We start from the raw sequence: 17,934 nt of genomic DNA, 5'->3' as shown, positions 1-17,934 counted from the left end.
CCCGCCGGGGCCCCTGAGGAATTGCGTGCGGTCGTTCCTATTCCCACGGTGACGCATGAATTTCCACGAATACCAGTCAAAACAACTGCTTGCCGAATACGGCATCCCGGTCCCGGCCGGCAAGGTCGCTGCGACCCCGGACGAGGCGGTTGCCGCTGCCAACGCTCTGGGCCAGGGCCCCTGGATGGTCAAGGCGCAGATCCACGCTGGCGGCCGCGGTAAGGCTGGCGGCGTCAAGTTCTGCAAGACCACCGACGATGTGAAGGCCGCTGCCGCCAAGATGCTCGGCACCAAGATGGCCACCTACCAGACCGCTGGCGTTGAACTGCCGGTCAACCTGGTGCTGGTGACCACCGCCGGCGAGATCGTCAAGGAACTGTACCTGTCGGTGCTGGTTGACCGTGGCACCAAGACCATCACCTACATCGCTTCTTCGGAAGGCGGCGTGGAGATCGAGCAGGTTGCCGCTGAAACCCCGGAACTGATCCACTCGCTGAACGTCGACTTCGTCGAAGGCGTGCAGGGTTACCACGGCCGCGATTTCGGCTTCAAGCTGGGCCTGACCGCCAAGCAGGCCGGCCAGTTCGCCAGCATCATGGTGAACCTGTACCGCCTGTTCAACGAAAAGGATCTGGCCCTGGTTGAAATCAACCCGCTGGCCATCCTGGACGACGGCAACCTGTATGCGCTGGACGGCAAGTTCGACAGCGACGACAACGCCGCGTTCCGCCAGAAGGCCTTGGTCGCCATGCGCGACAAGACCCAGGAAGATCCGACCGAAGTGATCGCTTCGGAACTGGACATCAACTACGTCACCATGGACGGCAACATCGGCTGCATGGTGAACGGCGCCGGCCTGGCCATGGCCACCATGGACGTCATCAAGCTCAACGGCGGCGAGCCGGCGAACTTCCTGGACGTGGGCGGCGGTGCCAACAAGCAGCGCGTCATTGAAGCCTTCAAGCTGATCCTGTCCTCGGACAAGGTCGAAGGCATCTTCGTCAACATCTTCGGCGGCATCGTCCGCTGCGACATGATTGCCGAAGGCATCATCGCCGCCGTGAAGGAAGTGGGCGTCAAGGTTCCGGTCGTGGTGCGCCTGGAAGGCACCAACGTGGAAGAAGGCAAGCAGCTGCTGCGTGACAGCGGCATGGCCATCATCCCGGCTGACAACATCAACGATGGCGCCAAGAAGATCGTTGAAGCTGTCAAGAACGCCGCCTGATACCGACACCAAGGAATTACCATGTCTGTTTTGATCAACAAGAACACCAAGGTGATCGTGCAGGGCTTCACCGGCCAGCAGGGCACCTTCCACGCCACTCAGATGATCGAGTACGGCACCCAGGTTGTGGGCGGCGTGACCCCGGGCAAGGGTGGCACCACCCATATCGACCTGCCGGTCTTCAACACCGTTGCCGACGCCGTGCTGAGCACCGGCGCCAACGCGTCGGTCATCTACGTGCCGCCGCCGTACGCAGCTGACGCGATCCTGGAAGCCGCTGCTGCCGGCATCAAGGTCATCGTCTGCATTACTGAAGGCATTCCGGTGCTGGACATGCTGCGCGTGAAGAACGTGCTGACCCGTTCGCATCCGGACACCGTGCTGATCGGGCCGAACTGCCCGGGCGTCATCACCCCGGGTGAGTGCAAGATCGGCATCATGCCGGGCCACATCCACCAGCCGGGCAAGATCGGCATCGTGTCGCGTTCGGGCACCCTGACCTATGAAGCGGTCAAGCAGACCACCGAAGTCGGTCTGGGCCAGTCCACCTGCATCGGCATCGGTGGTGACCCGATCAACGGCCTGAACTTCGTCGACTGCCTGAAGCTGTTCAACGAAGACCCGCAGACCGAAGGCATCATCATGGTCGGCGAAATCGGCGGTGACGCTGAAGAAGCCGGCGCCGAGTACATCAAGAACCACGTGAAGAAGCCGGTTGTCGGTTTCATCGCCGGTGCGTCGGCTCCGGCCGGCAAGCGCATGGGCCACGCCGGTGCGATCGCTTCGGGCGGCAAGGGCACGGCCGAAGGCAAGTTCGCCGCCATGGAAGCTGCCGGTGTCGTCACCGTCCGCTCGCCGGGCGACCTGGGCGCCGCCATCGCCAAGCTGGTGAAATAAGATCGTCGCCGGCCTCTGGCCGGCACGATTTTGTAGAGTCGAGCCATGCTCGACTTGCTTGATACAAAGGCCGCCTCCGGGCGGCCTTTGTGCGTCTGGCGATAGACCGGTCAGCCCCATCCACGCATGGCGTGGATCTACTGGGGATGGCCCGGCGCGGGCATGGCCCGGCGTTACAATGGGCGCATTGCAACCACAGGCTGGACCCCCATGGCTTCGATCCGTATCGCGATGGCGCAGTTCGATTTCCCGGTCGGCGATGTTGCCGGCAATACCGAACGCATCATCGAGATGATCGGCCAGGCGCGCGATGAGTACGGCGCCGAGCTGGTGATGTTCCCCGAGCTGGCCGTCAGCGGCTACCCGCCGGAAGACCTGCTGCTGCGCCCGGGCTTCCTGTACGAATGCGAGCAGGCCATGGCCCGCATCGCCGCCGCCTGCCGTGGCATCACCGCCGTGGTGGGCTGGCCGCAGGCCGCCGGCGCGGTGGTCTACAACGCCGCCAGCGTGCTGCGCGATGGCCTGGTGGAACAGACCTACCGCAAGCGCGAGCTGCCCAACTACGCCGTATTCGACGAGCGCCGCTACTTCGATGTCGACCCCGATGGCGGCAGCTGCGTGTTCGAAGTGAACGGCATTGCGGTGGGCCTGCTGATCTGCGAAGACCTGTGGTTTGCCGAGCCGATGGCCGACACCGTGCAGGCCGGCGCGCAGCTGGTGGTAGTGCCCAACGCGTCGCCTTACGAGCGCGGCAAGCATGCCCAGCGCGACGCCGTGCTGGCCGCGCGCACCCGCGAGAGCGGGGCGGCCATTGCCTACCTGAACGTGGTGGGCGGCCAGGACGCCCTGGTGTTCGACGGTGCGTCGGTGGTGGCCGATGGCGATGGCACGGTGCACCCGGCCGCGGCGGCCTTCATGGACCAGTGGCTGGTGGTGGACTACGACGGCGCCAGCCGCCGCTTCCTGCCGCATGTGTGGATGGACGATGGCGACGAGAGCATGGACGCGCTGGCCTGGCGCGCGGTGACCCGCGGTATCCAGGATTACTGCCGCAAGAACGGCTTCAAGAAGGTGTGGCTGGGCCTGTCCGGCGGCATCGATTCGGCGCTGGTGCTGGCCCTGGCCGTGGATGCGCTGGGCGCGGACAACGTGACCGCCGTGCGCCTGCCCTCGCGCTACACCGCCGGCATGTCCAACGATCTGGCGGCCGAGCAGTGCCAGGCGCTGGGCGTGAAGCTGGAAGCGGTCTCGATCGAGCCGGCCTTCAAGGGCCTGATGGAATCGCTGGCGCCGATGTTCGAAGGCACCACGCCGGATGTGACCGAAGAGAACCTGCAGTCGCGCAGCCGCGGCGTGATCCTGATGGCGCTGGCCAACAAGTTCGGCGGCCTGCTGCTGACCACCGGCAACAAGAGCGAATACGCGGTGGGCTACGCCACGATCTATGGCGACATGTGCGGGGGCTATGCGCCGCTGAAGGACCTGTACAAGACCGAGGTGTTCGGGCTGTCGAAGTGGCGCAACACCGTGGGCGGCGCGCCGGTCATTCCGCCGGCGGTGATCAGCCGCCCGCCGTCGGCCGAGCTGCGCGAGAACCAGCTGGACCAGGATTCGCTGCCGGCCTACGACGTGCTGGACGGCATCCTGTACCGCTACGTGGACCAAGAGCAGTCGCGCGCGGAGATCGTGGCGGCCGGTTACGACGCGGCCGTGGTGGACCGGGTGCTGCGCCTGGTGCGCATCAGCGAGTGGAAGCGCCACCAGGCCGCGCCGGGGCCGAAGGTGTCGCGCCGGGCATTTGGCCGCGAGCGCCGGTACCCGATCAGCAACGGGTTCAAGGGGTAAGGGCGGCCCGCGCCACCCCCTCCCCGGTAGGTTCGGACCTTGGTCCGCACGGTGTTCGACGAGGCTCTCCGGTAGATCCACGCCATGCGTGGATGGGGCATTCCCGGCGTCCATATGCCAAGCGCCGTCGAACATGGCTCGACGCGACAAAAGGAAAGGGCCCCTTGCGGGGCCCTTTGCGCTCTTATTTCTTTTCCAGCCGTGCGTTGCGCTGGCCGGTGCTGGCGGACTTCTCGCCGGCGAACGGGTTCAGCTTGCGGATCATCCACGGGTACTTGGGCCACTTGCCTTCCAGCCACGGGTGGGTGGGCTGGTTCAGGGTCAGCACGCGGCGGGCATCGTCGGCCAGCGTCTTGTTGCCCAGGTGGGTGTAGGCTTCGCCCAGCACGGCCACGGCGTCGTACTGGTACGCGCTCTGCGGGTAGGTTTCCAGCAGGTAGTTGGCGCGGCCGGCGGCGGAAACATAGGCTTCGCGGCGCAGGTAGTACAGGGCGTTGTCCAGCTCGTGCTGGGCGAACACGTCACGCAGCACGATCATGCGCTGGCGCGCATCGGCGGCGTAGCGGCTGTTCGGGTAACGGTCCACCACGATGTTGAAGTCGGCATAGGCCTGGTGCGGGGTGGACAGATCGCGGCGGCTGGGGTCCAGCGACCATACGCGTCGCAGAAAAACCGTATTGCGATTGGAGTTGGCCAGACCGCGCAGGTAGTACAGGTAGGCGATGTTGCGGTGGGTCGGGTAGGTGCGGATGAAGCGGTCGATGCTGGACACCGCGTCATCGTGCTTGCCGGCCTTGTACTGGGCGTAGGCGGTCTCGATCATCGCCTGTTCGGTGTACGGGCCGTACGGGTACTGGGCCACCAGACGGCGGAAGCTGGCTTCGGCGCCGCTCCAGTTGCCGCCCTTCATGAGCGCGTGGCTCTTGTCGTACAGCTGTTCGACAGGCGTGCCTTCATCGGGGCGATCCCCCTTCTTGGCACCGCGGTGGCAACCGGTGGCGGCGATGACCAGCACCAGCAGCAGGGCGGTGAGGCGGACGGGCGCGGAGAGCATGGCGGAGCGTCGGATCATGGGGTCAAGGCGGGACGCGTCTGGAATACGAAGGGTCGATGATAGCCTAGTGTCCTGTCCTGCGACTGAAACCGGCCGTCCGGACCCCAAAATTTCAAAGATCCCCCTTGCCATGTCTGAACAAACTTCCGAATCGGCCCGCCAGGCCATCGTTCCCGATACCGCCGCCGGCCGGCGTTTCGACGCCGTTGTGGCCGAACTGTTCCCCGAATATTCCCGCTCGCGCCTGACCGAGTGGATCAAATCCGGCGATGTGCTGCTGGACGGCGCCCAGGCCCGCCCGCGCGACCCGCTGCGCGGCGGCGAGCTGGTGAGCCTGGCCGTGGTGCTGGACACCCAGACCGACGCCCAGCCCGAAGACATCCCGCTGGACGTGCTGTTCGAGGATGAGCACCTGCTGGTGATCAACAAGCCGGTGGGCCTGGTGGTGCACCCCGGTGCCGGCAACCACAGCGGCACCCTGGTGAACGCCCTGCTGTACCGCGACCCGTCGGTGGCCGTGCTGCCGCGCGCCGGCATCGTGCACCGCCTGGACAAGGACACCAGCGGCGTGATGGTGGTGGCCCGTACCCTGGAAGCGCAGACCGCGCTGGTGGAACAGCTGGCCGCGCGCGATGTGCACCGCCAGTACCTGGCCGTAGTGATGGGCGCGCTGGTGGCCGGCGGTACCGCCGATGCCCCGATCGACCGCCACCCGCGCGACCGCCTGAAGATGGGCGTGCGCGAAGATGGCAAGGAAGCGGTGACCCATTACCGCCTGCGCGAGCGCTTCCGCGCCCACACCGCGCTGGAATGCCGCCTGGAAACCGGCCGCACCCACCAGATCCGCGTGCACATGGCGCACCTGCGCCACCCGATCGTGGGTGACCCGCTGTACGGCGGCGCGCTGAAGCTGCCCAAGGGCGCCAGCGACGAACTGGTGGCCGCGCTGCGCGGCTTCAAGCGCCAGGCGCTGCACGCTGAAACCCTGGAGTTCGTGCACCCGATCACCGGCCAGCCGGTGCGCAACAGTGCGCCGGTGCCGGCCGACATGCTGCACCTGATGAAGGTGCTGCGCGAAGACAGCGAAGCGTTTGCTGCGCGCGAACGGGACCGCTGGTAATGGCCGCCGCACTGCCGCTGCTGCAGGCTGACTGGCCGGCACCGCCGGGAGTGCGGGCGCTGACCACCCGTCGCCACGGCGCAGGTATTTCGCCGGCGCCGTTCGACCAGTTCAACCTGGGCAACCGGCATGCTGCCGATGGCGATACGCCGGCCAACGTGGAGCACAACCGCCAGCTGCTGCAGCAGGGCCTGGCCCTGCCGTCGGCGCCGCACTGGCTGCGCCAGGTACACAGCAGCACGGTGCTGCGCTTAAACGCGCCGCCGCAGGCAGGCGCCAGCGAGCCGGTGGCCGATGCGTCGGTCACCTCGGAGCGTGGCGTGGTGCTGGCCATCCTGACCGCCGATTGCCTGCCGGTGGTGTTTGCCGCCGCCGATGGCAGCGAAGTGGGCGCTGCCCATGCCGGGTGGCGCGGGCTGGCCGACGGCATGCTGGAACACACGGTGGCGGCGATGACCACCACCCCGGCGCAGCTGCGCGCCTGGCTGGGCCCGGCGGCCGGACCGCAGGACTACGAGATCGGCGAGGAGGTGTACCACGCCTTCGTCGGCCACGACCCGGCGGCCGCGTCGGCATTCGTGGCCACCCGCCAAGGGCACTGGAAGGTGGACCTGTTCGCGTTGGCGCGCCAGCGCCTGCAGAGCGCGGGCATGGATCCGGCCAACATCCATGGTGGCACGGTGTCGACCATGGCCGCCCCGGATCTGTATTCGCACCGCCGCGATCGCCGTACCGGGCGCATGGCCACGCTGGTGTGGATGGCATGAGCCGGGGCGAACCCGGGATGGGGTCAGATCCCTTTTCAGCAGAAAAGGGCTCTGACCCAACCCCGAACGCCGTGATTGTCTTCGATGGCGTCTGCGCGCTGTGCAGTCGCTGGGTGCGCTTCCTGCTGCGCTTCGACCGCCACCGCCGCTACCGCTTCGCCGCCATGCAGGGCGCGCACGGCAGTGGCCTGCTGCGCGCGCACGGGCTGGACCCGAACGACCCGCTGTCTTTCCTGCTGGTGGACGCGCAGGGCGCCTGGACCGACACCAACGCGATCCTGCGGGTGCTGGCCGGCCTGGGCGGGCCGTGGCGGCTGGCCGGCGCGCTGCGCGTGCTGCCGCAGGCGTGGCGCGACCGCGCATACCGCGTGCTGGCGCGCAACCGCTACCGCTGGTTCGGGCGCCACGATGCCTGCTTCCTGCCCAGCGCGGAACAGGCCGCGCGCTTCCTGGATTGACCGCGCATTCCCGTAGAGTCGAGCTTGCTCGACTGGTTGTGCAGCAGTCGAGCAAGCTCGACTCTACCAACGGCGCGGTCACCCCTCCAGCGCTTCCAGATAGCTGCGCCGCCAGTGGTTGATGTCGTAGGTGCGCAGGTGCTCCATCATGGCGTGCCAGCGTTCCTTGCGGCGGCGCAGCGACATGGTGGCGGCGGTGGCGATGGCGTCGGCCATGCCATCCAGATCGTAGGGGTTCACCAGTAGTGCCTGCTTCATTTCGTCGGCGGCGCCGGCCAGCAGTGACAGCACCAGCACGCCAGGATCTTCCGGGTCCTGCGAGGCCACGTATTCCTTGGCCACCAGGTTCATGCCATCGCGCAGCGGGGTGACCAGGCCGACCGCAGCGGCGCGGTAGAAGCCGGTCAGGGTGGCATGGGTGAAGTTCTGGTTGACGTAGCGCAGTGGGGTCCAGTCCGGCGCGGCGTGGCCACCGTTGATGTGGCCGGCAATCTGTTCCAGCGTGCTGCGCAGATGGCGGTACTCGCTCACATCGCCGCGCGATACCGGGGCGATCTGCAGGTAGGTCAGCGAGCCGCGCTGGTCGGGGTGGCGTTCCAGGTAGCGTTCGAAACCGCGGAAGCGCTCGGGCAGGCCCTTGGAATAATCCAGGCGGTCCACGCCGATGGCCAGCTGGCGGTCGCGCAGGCTGCTGCGCAGGTCCTTCACTGCGGCCTTGCTGGCGGCGGCGCCGGCCTGTCGGGCAATCAACGCGGTATCGATGCCAATGGGGAAGGCGGCCGCGCGGAAACGTCGGCCGCCGGGGGCTTCAAGCCGCCCATCGTCCAATACGCGGCCACCGCCGAACAGGCGCAGGTAGGTCTGGAAGCGGTCGGCATCGCGCTGGGTCTGGAAGCCGACCAGATCGTAGGCGTAAAGCGCCGAGAACAGTCGCAGGTGGTCGGGCATGGCCTGCAGCAGGTCGGCCGATGGCATCGGGATGTGCAGGAAGAAGCCGATCCTGCAGCCGATGCCGCGCTCGCGCAGCATCGCGCCCAGTGGGATCAGGTGGTAATCGTGGATCCAGACGATGTCGTCCTCGCGCAGCAGCGGCGCGAGCTTGTCGGCGAACAGCGCATTGACCTTGTGGTAGGTCTCGCGGGTGCCACGATCGTAGTCCACCAGATCCAGGCGGAAGTGCAGCAGCGGCCACAACGTGCGATTGGAGAATCCGTTGTAGTAGCCATCCACATCGCGCTTGGCCAGATCCATGGTGACGTACTCGATGTCACCTTCCTTCTGCTGGTGCAGCGTGCCGCTGGCATCCTTGGCGCTCTTGCCGCTCCAGCCGAACCACATGCCGCCACGCTCCTTCAGCGCGGCCAACAGGCCGACAGCGAGGCCGCCGGCGCGGCTTTCACCGGGCACGGCGACCCGGTTCGAAACAACGACCAGACGACTCACGAGGCCTCCTGCCAGGACCGCGACAGGCGCATGGCGGCGGTGATCAGCCCCACGTGCGAGTACGTCTGCGGGAAGTTGCCCCAGGCTTCGCCGCCATCGAAGGCCAGGTCTTCGGACAGCAGGCCCAGGTGGTTGCGCTGCTTCAGCAGCAGCTCGAACATCTCGCGTGCTTCGTCCATGCGGCCGATCGCAGCCAGCGCGTCGATGTACCAGAAGGTGCAGATGGTGAAGCTGGTTTCCGGTTCGCCGAAGTCATCCGGCGCCACGTAGCGGTACAACGAATTGCCGTGCTTCAGATCACGGCCGATGGCTTCCACCGTGGCGATGAAGCGCGCGTCCATTGCATCGATGAAGCCGATATCGGCCAGCAGCAGCAGCGAGGCGTCCAGGCGGTGGCCGCCGAAGGTGTCGGTGAAGTGGCCGTGTTCATCACTCCAGGCCTCGGCCATGATGCGCGCATGGATGGTGTCGGCGCGCTCGCGCCAGTACTGCGCGCGGTCATCGCGCTTCAGGCGCACGGCGATCTTGCACAGGCGGTCGCAGGCGGCCCAGCACATGGCGCTGGTGTAGGTGTGTACTTCGGTGCGGCCGCGGAATTCCCACAGGCCGGCATCGGGCACGTCGTGCAGGGCGAAGGCCTGTTCGCCCAGCGGTTCCAGCCGAGCGAAGGTGTGGGCATCGCCCGGGTCCTGCAGGCGGCGGTCGAAGAACAGCTGGGTGGAGGCCAGTACCACGCTGCCGTAGACATCGTGCTGGCGCTGCACCCAGGCCAAATTGCCGCGCCGCACCGGGCCCATGCCGCGGTAGCCGGACAGCGTAGGCACTTCGTCTTCGTCCAGCTTCGCCTCGAAGCCGATGCCGTACAGCGGCTGCAGCGTGCCGTCGGTGGTGGCCAGGTTGAAGATGTAGCCCAGGAACTGTTCCATGGTGCGGGTGGCGCCCAGGCGGTTCAACGCGCGCACCACGAAGGCCGCATCGCGCAGCCAGCAGTAGCGGTAATCCCAGTTGCGTACGCTGCCGGGCGCTTCGGGAATGGAGGTGGTCATGGCCGCGATGATCGCGCCGCTGTCTTCGTACTGGCACAGCTTCAGGGTGATCGCGCTGCGGATGACCGCGTCCTGCCATTCCAGCGGAATGGACAGGTAGCGCACCCATTCGCGCCAGTAGTCGCGCGTGCGCTGGAAGGCTTCCTGCACGTAACCGCTGATCGAGCGGTTCAGTGATTCATCCACGCCCAGCACCAGGTGGATGGGATGGTTGAGCACGAACGGCAGGCCGTCGCGCACGAAGCGCACCGGCACGTCGGTGGTCAGGCGCAGCACGTGGTCGGGCAGGATCCAGCGCACGTGGTTGCTGCCCCAGGTCGATTCGGGCACGCGCGCGCCCCAGTCGGCCAGCGGCCGTGCACGTACCACGATGCGCGGGCTGCCCGCCAGCGGGCGCACCTGGCGGATGAGGCTGACCGGTCGGTAGAAGCGGTCGTTCTGGCGCCAGCGCGGGGCGAAATCGAGGATTTCCAGCGCGCCGCCGTGGTGGTCGTGCAGCACGGTGCGCAGGATCGCCGTGTTGGTCAGGTAGCTCTGCTCGCTGCTGGCGAAATCCTCCAGTTCGATGGCGAAATCGCCGCCTTCCTGTTGGTTCGGCGACAGCAGGGCACAGAACGTGGGGTCGCCATCGAAGGTGGGCAGGCAGCTCCACACCACGCGGGCATGCTTGTCGACCAGGGCGCCGAAGCTGCCGTTGCCGACCACGCCCAGATCAAGATCGGGTTGGGTCATCACGCAGAAATATCCGGTTATGGCCGTGGGGGCCGGGGGTCAATAGGCATTCTCACGCAGCCAGGCGTGCACGCTGCGTATGTCGGGCAGGGCAAACACCGCAGCACTGGGCTCGCGTTCGCCAATCAGCACGCTCCAGCCGTGTTGGCCGTTGGCGGCTTCGAAGCCGTATTCGTCGGTCAGGTCATCGCCCAGGAACACCGGCAGGCGGCCGCGGAAGGGCAGGTACTGCATCATGCGGCGAAGGGCGCGGCCCTTGTCGGTGCCCACCGGTACGAACTCGACCACATGATCGCCGGGTTGCAGGCGGTAGCTGGGCCGGCCGCGCGCATGGCGTTCGGCGAACGCACGCACGTCGTCGCCGGCATGCGGTGCGCCACGCCAGTGAAGGGCCAGGCCCACACCTTTTTCCTCCACCAGCACGCCGGGGTAGCCGTGGGCGAAGCGCATGGCCTGCTGGTGCAGGGCATGCAGCCATTCGCCGGTGTCATCGTCGTGGTCATCGCGCAGCACGCGGCCATCGGCGCCGCGCATCTCATGGCCATGCAGGCCGGCGGCGGGCAGTTGCAGGGGGGCGAACAGCTGGTCCAGCTGTTCCAGCGGGCGCCCGCTGACCAAGGCCACGGCACCCTCCAGGCGGTCGCTGATGCGGCCGATGGCCTCACGCACGTCGGGCAGCAGGTGCACGGCATCGGGCCGTGCGGCAAATTCGATAAGCGTGCCATCCACGTCGAGGAACAGCGCGCAGGCGTCGTCCAGCAACGGCGGTGGCGGACGCAGGGGGAGCGGTTCAGCCATGTCCCGCAGGGTGCCAGCGGCGGCGTGTAGGCCAGGTCGAGGGCAGGCTACGGCCCTGCCATGGTGGGTGCCGACGGTTGTAGCGGGGGACGGGGGGGCGATGGGGGAATGATTACGGGGGAGCCGCGGTGGGGGAACGACGGCGGGGAAACGAGGGCGGGGAAACGAAGGCGGGGAAACGACGGCGGGGTAGAGTCGACTGTCAGTCGACTATCGCGCGTAGCGCGGGATTTTCGCGGGGTGCCAAGAGCAGTCGACTAACAGTCGACTCTACCCGGTCGTTTTTCCCGGTCGATTTGAGCCGGTCGATTCGAGCCGGTCGTTTTCCCAGTCGATTCAAACCAGCCGATTCCACCGGGGCGGCCCATCATTTCGACGGGCCGCCTGCGCGGCATCAGAACGTGTAACGCACGCGACCGTAGTAGTACGCGCCGTTGCTGCCGATCGGCGACAGCACGTCGTACGGCAGGTTGCCGTAGTAGTAGATATCGTCGTTGGACTTGTCCGGATAGTTGTCGGTCAGGTTCTGCCCGCCGATGGCCACGCTCCACTGCTTGTTGAAGCGGTATTCCACTTCCGCATCCAGCTGCCATTCGGCCTGGTAGGTCTGGCGCGGAATGTAGCCGTCGCCGAAGTTGAATACGCGGGTGGCGCTGCCGTAGCGGTTCACCCGGCTGCTCAGCGACCAGTGGTCGTTGCTCCAGGCGGCCGAGAAGCCGGCGCGGCTGCGCGGGGTGGCATCGGTCAGGGTGTTGGTTTCTTCGATGCCGAACAGCACGTAGTCTGCATCCAGCGCCTGCAGCTGGGCCGGGGTGGCCAGCACGTTCTTCAGCGTGGTCTTGGTGTAGGCGTAGGTGCCGGTCAGCAGCAGCTGGCCATCGCCCAGCGCCTGGCGCCAGTTGGTCACCAGTTCGGCACCACGGGTGCGGGTATCGGCGGCGTTGACGAAGAAGCTGGCACTCTGCAGGCCGGTGACGCCGTAGTTGGCGGCCACGTAGTCGGTCAGCGCATCACCGGTGATGCTTTCAGACAAGGCAATGCGGTCGTCGATGTCGATCTGGAAGAAATCCAGCGACAGGTCGAAATGCTCGCCGATGCGGCTGGTGAAGCCCAGCGAGGTGTTCAGCGACTTTTCCGGCTTCAGGTCCTGTGCGCCCAGGCCGCGGGCGATCGGGTTGTTCACCGACAGCAGGCGGCCCTGCACCAGCTGGCCGGCGGCGTTGTAGCCGGTGGACGTGGACTCGTAGCCGATCTGTGCCAGCGACGGCGCACGGAAGTTGTTGGAGATCGCGCCACGCAGCGCGAAGGCCGGGGTGAATTCGTAGCGCAGGCCGAGCTTGCCGGTCAGTTCGCCGCCGAAATCATCGTTGTGCTCGTAGCGCGCGGCCAGGTCGGTGGAGAAGTGATCGCCGAACTGGCTGGACAGGCTGGCATAGGCGCTGGCCACATCGCGGGCCAGCGAGGCCGCATCCTGCGGGGTCAGGCCACCGCCGGCCTGCGAGCCGGTCGGGCGGTCGGTGTACGGGCCCGCGGCATAGCTGGACGGATCACCGGGGCGGGTTTCATAGCGCTCGTGGCGCACTTCCGCGCCCAGCCCCAGGGTGTGGGTGATGCTGTCGCTCTGGCTGAACACACGGCTCAGATCCAGGTTGCCCACGGTCTGCGCGTACTGATAATCGGCGGTCTTGAAGCGGGTCGGGCTGGTCGGGCCCAGCGAGGCGTTGATCGAATCGCGCAGGCGGTAGGTGAAGTCGTTCTGGCCGTAATCCACGCTGCCGTCATAGCTCCACTGGCCCCACTGCCCGCGTACGCCGGCCACGGCCTGCACGTCGCGGTTCTCGCCCTCGGAAATCGGGCGGTAGCCGTTCGGGTAGACCTCCTTCCAGTTGGCATCGCTGTCGGGGTAGCGGAAGTAGTTGGCGCCTTCGGTGTCGCGCTGGTTGAAGGTGCCGAACGCATAGAACGTGGCGGTCTTGCCCACCGGGATTTCAGTGTTCAGCCACAGGTTGATGTCCTTGCTGGCACCGTCGCCGAGCACGTAGTTGCGCTTGCCCTGCAGTGCCAGGTTGGCCTCGGTCTGGTCCCACGGCGGAATCAGGTCGTAGCCGGCGCGGTTGGTGCCGTTGCGCTTCTTGTATTCCAGGCCCACGCGCAGGAAGCCGCCGTCTTCGCCCAGCGAGGTGCCGACCTTGGCGCTGATGTTGCCGGTCTGGCCATCGGTGAGGGTGCGGCCGATCGGCTTCAGGTCGGTGTGGTTGGCGCCGTAGCTGGCTTCGATCTCGCCACCGTCGCCGCCGTTGTCCAGGATCACGTTGATCACGCCGGCCACCGCATCGGAGCCGTACAGCGCACCGGCGCCGTCGCGCAGCACTTCGATGCGCTTGATGGCGCTGACCGGAATCGAGTTGAAATCGACCGGGGTGGTGCCCTTGCCGATCTTGCTGTCGGTGTTCACCAGCGCGGTGTGGTGGCGGCGCTTGCCGTTCACCAGCACCAGCACCTGGTCTGGCGACAGGCCGCGCAGCTGTGCGGCGCGCACGTGGTCGGCGCCACCGGAATTGGACTGGCGCGGGAAGTTGAACGAGGGCAGCAGGGCCTGCAGCGCGCTGCCCAGTTCGCCGTTGACCACGCCGGCCTTGCGGATGTCCTCGGCGGTCAGCACGTCCACCGGCGCGGTGGATTCGAGCACGGTGCGGTCGGCGGCGCGGGTGCCGGTCACGATCACCGTGTCCAGGTTGGTGGCGGCATCCTGGGCCAGGGCAAGGGTGGGGGACAGCGCAAGCGCGATGGCGAGGCCAAGCGGCGACGCGGACAGGCGGGGGGACATGCAGACTCCAGCAGCGACAACGTGGGGAAGGGGGGAGGTGATGGTTTCACTTACATCCATCCGGATGAAGCGATATATTATCTTCGCGTGAGCAGCCGGTGTGATGCAAGCCCCGGTTGTCTTTGCATCAGTTCATGCCTGCAGGGCATGAGTTATTGGTTGCAGTTGCAACCATGGCACGGGTGTACCCTCCGTGCCCTTTCACCGCGTTTGTTCCCCTTCCCCGGAGTGTTGTTCCCGATGAAACGCCTTGGCCTGATCTTCGCCGTACTGCTGGCCACCAGCGGCTGCGCCAGCCTGTCTTCGCAGGCGCCCAGCGCCTACACCACCACCGCCGCGCTGGAAGGCGATGCGGCCCGCCCGGCAAGCGGCCACGGCTGGGTGCGCAGCGAGCTGTACTTCGGCGTGGGTGAAGAGCAGGGCAGCGGCAACCGCCCGCAGGCCGATACCATCAGCGAGGCGCAGTGGCGCGCATTCTTGGACAAGGAAGTGACCCCGCGCTTCCCCGATGGCCTGACCGTGTTCGATGCGTACGGCCAGTGGCTGTTCCGTGGCGACGCAGCGCCCAACCGCCTGCGCACCAAGGTGCTGGTGGTGCTGCACGAAGACAGCCCGCAGCGCCGTGCAGACATCGAGGCGATCCGCCTGGCCTGGAAGCAGCAGACCCAGCACCAGTCGGTACTGTGGTCGCGGCAGGCAGTTGACGTATCGTTCTGACCTGAAGGCGCCAAGGCGGCGCCACGGGCGGCAATGATGAAACACAGGGATGCGGTGTTGGGCCTGCTGCTGGCAGGCGTGCTGGTGCCGGCCGCGCAGGCGGCCGGACAGGACGGCGGCTCGCTGCGCTTCGCCCCGGCACCGGGCGTACAGGTGCAGGCCGAAGTGATGGAGGGCGGCAGCATCGCCGTGCGAGTTTCGCCGTCGGGAAAGCGCCTGGAACTGGCGGGCGCTGCAGATGCCGATGGCAATTCGCGGCTGTCAGCCGAAGACATCGATTTCGATGGACGCCCCGAACTGGTCGCACGTGCATCGGTGGGCATGGTCAATGAAGCGGTGGCGGTCTACCGCTTCGATCCGGCCAGCGGCGGATTCCACGCGCTGGAGGCGGACACCCACGGCCGTGACAGCTGCGGCAACCTGATGGGCCTGACCGTCGACGCTGCCACGCGCACGCTGAGCAGCAGCTGCCGCAGCGGCCCGATGTGGTACACCGATCTGTATCGGTTCGCGGGCACGAAGCTCTATCTCTACCGCGCAGAGGACCTGCTGCAGCTGGGCGATGCCTTCGATGCCGCACTGGAGGTCGATCACACTGGCGAACAAGGTCCGCTGGCGGTGTGGCGCACCTTTGACGCGCAGGGCCGCGTGCTCGACAGCGCCATCGGCGATGGCTTGGTCGCGCCCACCGGGCCCTCGCCCGTGCCGGGCATCCAGGCCACGGTGCGGCCGGCACGCCTGTTCCTGTTCGATGGGCCAGGCGCAACCAGCACCCAGCGCTACCTGGTGCAGGGCGATCGGGTGGAACTGCGCGATGCCGCCGATGGCTGGGTGCAGGTGCGCTATCAGAATGCAAAGCGCGGCGCCGTCGTGGGCTGGATCAACGTGAACTGAACACCGCGTGCGCCCTATACCGATGTATGGGGCGCAACGCGCCGATGCCCACGGAAGCGTCACCGTGCGGGGTCTAGCCTCGGGGTCCTCCCCCAAGCAAGGCTTTTCCCATGAGCAAGCGCGTTGCCGAGATCGTTGTTGAAACCCTGCAGCAGGCGGGCGTGCGCCGCTGTTACGGGATCGTGGGCGACACGCTGAACCACGTGACCGATGCCATGCACCGCAGCGAGATCGACTGGGTGCATGTACGGCACGAGGAGGTGGCCGCCTTCGCTGCCGGTGCCGATTCGCTGGTGAGCGGTCAGCTGACCGCCTGCGCCGGCTCCTGCGGCCCAGGGGGCCTGCATTTCATCAACGGCATCTTCGAAAGCAACCGCAACCGCGCGCCGCTGGTGCTGATCGCCAGCCAGATCGTGACCAGTGAACTGGGCATGGAATTTCCGCAGGAAGTGGATTTCAAATCGGTCTATGCCAGCTGCACGGTGTTCTGCGAGCAGGTGCACAGCCCCGAGCAGGCACGCCGCGTGGTGGCGCTGGCGTGCCAGGCGGCGATCAGCCGCCGCGGCGTGGCCGTGGTGATCCTGCCGGCCGATATCAGCGAGGCCGAGGTGAAGCACGATGTGCCGTTCTCGGTGCATTACACCCAGCCGGTGCTGCGCCCGGCCGACGCCGAGCTGCAGCGCATCGCCGAGCTGCTGGGGCAGGGCAAGCGCATCGGCATCTATGCCGGTGCCGGTTGCCAGGGCGCGCATGCGCAGCTGATCGAACTGGCGCGCCGGCTGCAGGCGCCGGTGGCGCACACCTCGCGCGCGAAGGATTTCGTCGAACCGGACAACCCGTACAACATGGGCATGACCGGCATCTTCGGCATTGAATCGGGCTTCCACACGCTGATGGCCTGCGACACGCTGCTGCTGCTCGGCGCCGATTTCGCCTGGGGCCAGTTCTACCCGGACAAGGCCACGATCATCCAGGTGGACCGTGATGGCAGCCACCTGGGCCGCCGTCATCCGGTGGATCTGGGCGTGGTGGGCGATATCGCGCCGACGCTGGACGCGCTGCTGCCGCTGTTGCCGCCGCGCGAAGACAGCAGCTTCCTGGACGAATGCATCGCCCGCCGTGACAAGGCGCTGCACACGCGCGAACAGGAAGAACAGCCGGGCAAGGGTGAACTGATCCACCCGCAGCACCTGACCGCGCTGCTGTCCCGGCATGCGGCCGATGATGCGCTGTTCACTGCCGATGGCGGCTCACCGATGGTGTGGATCCTGCGCCACATCCGGGTGAACGGCCGCCGCCGCACGCTGACCAGCCTGCTGCACGGCACGATGGCCAATGCCATGCCGCAGGCGCTGGGCCTGCAGAAGGCCTTCCCCGGCCGGCAGGTGATCTCGCTGTCCGGCGATGGTGGCCTGGCCATGCTGCTGGGCGATCTGCTGACCGCGGTGCAGGAAGACCTGCCGATCAAGGTGGTGGTGTTCAACAACGGCTCGCTGAACTTCGTGGAGCTGGAACAGAAGGTGGAAGGCCTGCTGGACAATTACACCGACCTGAAGAACCCCGATTTCGGCCGCCTGGCCGAGGTGATCGGTTTCCACGGCCGCACCGTGACCCGCAGCGAGGATCTGGAAGAGGCGGTGCTGGATTTCCTGTCCCAGCGCGGTCCGGCGCTGCTGGACGTGCATACCAGCCGCGCCGAGCTGGTGATGCCGCCGCAGATCGAAGCCAAGCAGGTGGCCGGCACGGCGCTGTATGCGGCTAAGGCGGTGTTGAATGGCCGCTTCGACGACGTGAAGCATCTGCTGGTGGACAACTTCCTGAAGAAGTGAGGGCAGGGCTGCGCCCTGCACCCGCAGAGGCCAGAGCCAAAGCTGAAGCTGGTTTCCTGAGCGATGGCGGGGTGGGTCCGGTTGCGGGGACGGCGCAAGTACATCCTTGTAGCCTTGGCCGCGGCATCCATGCCGCGGACACCCCCGCAACCGGATCCACCCCGCCTTCGACAGTTGGCCGCGGTCCGTTGGAACAGCATTCCGCTCTGGTAGGTGTCGACCTTGGTCGACACGTTGGATCCACGGATGGCGTGGATATCAAAAGAATGATCGGAAAGATCT

General features: G+C 66.8%; 14 protein-coding genes. 9 read left to right on the top strand and 5 right to left on the bottom strand.

The window, feature by feature from the left end; all coding sequences use genetic code 11:
- Positions 1-55 precede the first annotated feature (55 nt).
- The 3 genes from sucC to C1932_RS15295 all read left to right on the top strand — a co-directional run bounded on the left by sucC (position 56) and on the right by C1932_RS15295 (position 3,967).
- The gene (sucC, locus tag C1932_RS15305; RefSeq protein WP_108750894.1) at positions 56-1,225 is read left to right on the top strand and encodes an ADP-forming succinate--CoA ligase subunit beta; all 1,170 of its coding nucleotides are present in this window, start codon (positions 56-58) and stop codon (positions 1,223-1,225) included.
- Between the two features lie 21 nt (positions 1,226-1,246).
- On the top strand, positions 1,247-2,122 hold the full coding sequence (sucD, locus tag C1932_RS15300; protein WP_108762738.1) for a succinate--CoA ligase subunit alpha: 876 nt from the start codon (positions 1,247-1,249) through the stop codon (positions 2,120-2,122).
- Positions 2,123-2,332: 210 nt separating this feature from the next.
- Positions 2,333-3,967 carry an NAD+ synthase gene (locus tag C1932_RS15295; RefSeq protein WP_108762737.1) on the top strand — a complete coding sequence of 545 codons (1,635 nt, stop codon included), beginning with the start codon at positions 2,333-2,335 and terminating at the stop codon, positions 3,965-3,967.
- Between the two features lie 184 nt (positions 3,968-4,151).
- Here the strand turns inward: C1932_RS15295 and C1932_RS15290 are convergent, their stop codons facing one another.
- Entirely contained in the window at positions 4,152-5,039 is an 888-nt protein-coding gene (locus C1932_RS15290; protein ID WP_108753959.1) for an outer membrane protein assembly factor BamD, read from the bottom strand.
- A gap of 112 nt (positions 5,040-5,151) precedes the next feature.
- Here C1932_RS15290 and rluD point away from each other — a divergent pair, with 112 nt between their 5' ends.
- The 3 genes from rluD to C1932_RS15275 are packed head-to-tail and all read left to right on the top strand — an operon-like array spanning position 5,152 to position 7,366.
- Positions 5,152-6,141, top strand: coding sequence for a 23S rRNA pseudouridine(1911/1915/1917) synthase RluD (gene rluD, locus C1932_RS15285; protein ID WP_108762736.1), 990 nt, complete (start codon positions 5,152-5,154; stop codon positions 6,139-6,141).
- Positions 6,141-6,908 carry a peptidoglycan editing factor PgeF gene (pgeF, locus tag C1932_RS15280; RefSeq protein WP_108762735.1) on the top strand — a complete coding sequence of 256 codons (768 nt, stop codon included), beginning with the start codon at positions 6,141-6,143 and terminating at the stop codon, positions 6,906-6,908. Before rluD ends, pgeF begins: the two co-directional genes overlap by 1 nt.
- A gap of 17 nt (positions 6,909-6,925) precedes the next feature.
- The gene (locus C1932_RS15275; RefSeq protein WP_108762734.1) at positions 6,926-7,366 is read left to right on the top strand and encodes a thiol-disulfide oxidoreductase DCC family protein; all 441 of its coding nucleotides are present in this window, start codon (positions 6,926-6,928) and stop codon (positions 7,364-7,366) included.
- Between the two features lie 78 nt (positions 7,367-7,444).
- On the opposite strand, the gene otsA is transcribed toward C1932_RS15275, so the two are convergent.
- From otsA to C1932_RS15255, 4 genes are all read right to left on the bottom strand, one after another.
- A complete protein-coding gene (gene otsA, locus C1932_RS15270) occupies positions 7,445-8,809 on the bottom strand; it encodes an alpha,alpha-trehalose-phosphate synthase (UDP-forming) (protein ID WP_108762733.1) in 1,365 nt (454 codons plus the stop codon).
- Complete coding sequence (locus C1932_RS15265) at positions 8,806-10,587, bottom strand: glycoside hydrolase family 15 protein (protein ID WP_108756999.1); 1,782 nt, start codon at positions 10,585-10,587, stop codon at positions 8,806-8,808. Before C1932_RS15265 ends, otsA begins: the two co-directional genes overlap by 4 nt.
- A gap of 39 nt (positions 10,588-10,626) precedes the next feature.
- A complete protein-coding gene (gene otsB / locus C1932_RS15260) occupies positions 10,627-11,385 on the bottom strand; it encodes a trehalose-phosphatase (protein WP_108762732.1) in 759 nt (252 codons plus the stop codon).
- A 394-nt stretch (positions 11,386-11,779) separates the two neighbouring features.
- Positions 11,780-14,212, bottom strand: coding sequence for a TonB-dependent receptor (locus tag C1932_RS15255; RefSeq protein ID WP_108762731.1), 2,433 nt, complete (start codon positions 14,210-14,212; stop codon positions 11,780-11,782).
- Between the two features lie 240 nt (positions 14,213-14,452).
- Between C1932_RS15255 and C1932_RS15250 the strand changes: the two genes are divergently transcribed.
- From C1932_RS15250 to C1932_RS15240, 3 genes are all read left to right on the top strand, one after another.
- A complete protein-coding gene (locus tag C1932_RS15250; protein WP_199911969.1) occupies positions 14,453-14,929 on the top strand; it encodes a DUF3574 domain-containing protein in 477 nt (158 codons plus the stop codon).
- 36 nt (positions 14,930-14,965) lie between these two features.
- Positions 14,966-15,823, top strand: coding sequence for a hypothetical protein (locus C1932_RS15245; RefSeq protein ID WP_108763467.1), 858 nt, complete (start codon positions 14,966-14,968; stop codon positions 15,821-15,823).
- A gap of 110 nt (positions 15,824-15,933) precedes the next feature.
- Positions 15,934-17,652: a thiamine pyrophosphate-dependent enzyme gene (locus C1932_RS15240; protein ID WP_108762730.1), complete on the top strand. Its 1,719-nt coding sequence runs from the start codon at positions 15,934-15,936 to the stop codon at positions 17,650-17,652.
- The last annotated feature ends 282 nt before the right edge of the window (positions 17,653-17,934 follow it).

This window comes from Stenotrophomonas sp. YAU14D1_LEIMI4_1, assembly GCF_003086815.1.
GTDB lineage: Bacteria > Pseudomonadota > Gammaproteobacteria > Xanthomonadales > Xanthomonadaceae > Stenotrophomonas.
This window is presented reverse-complemented; position numbering and strand designations above follow the sequence as displayed.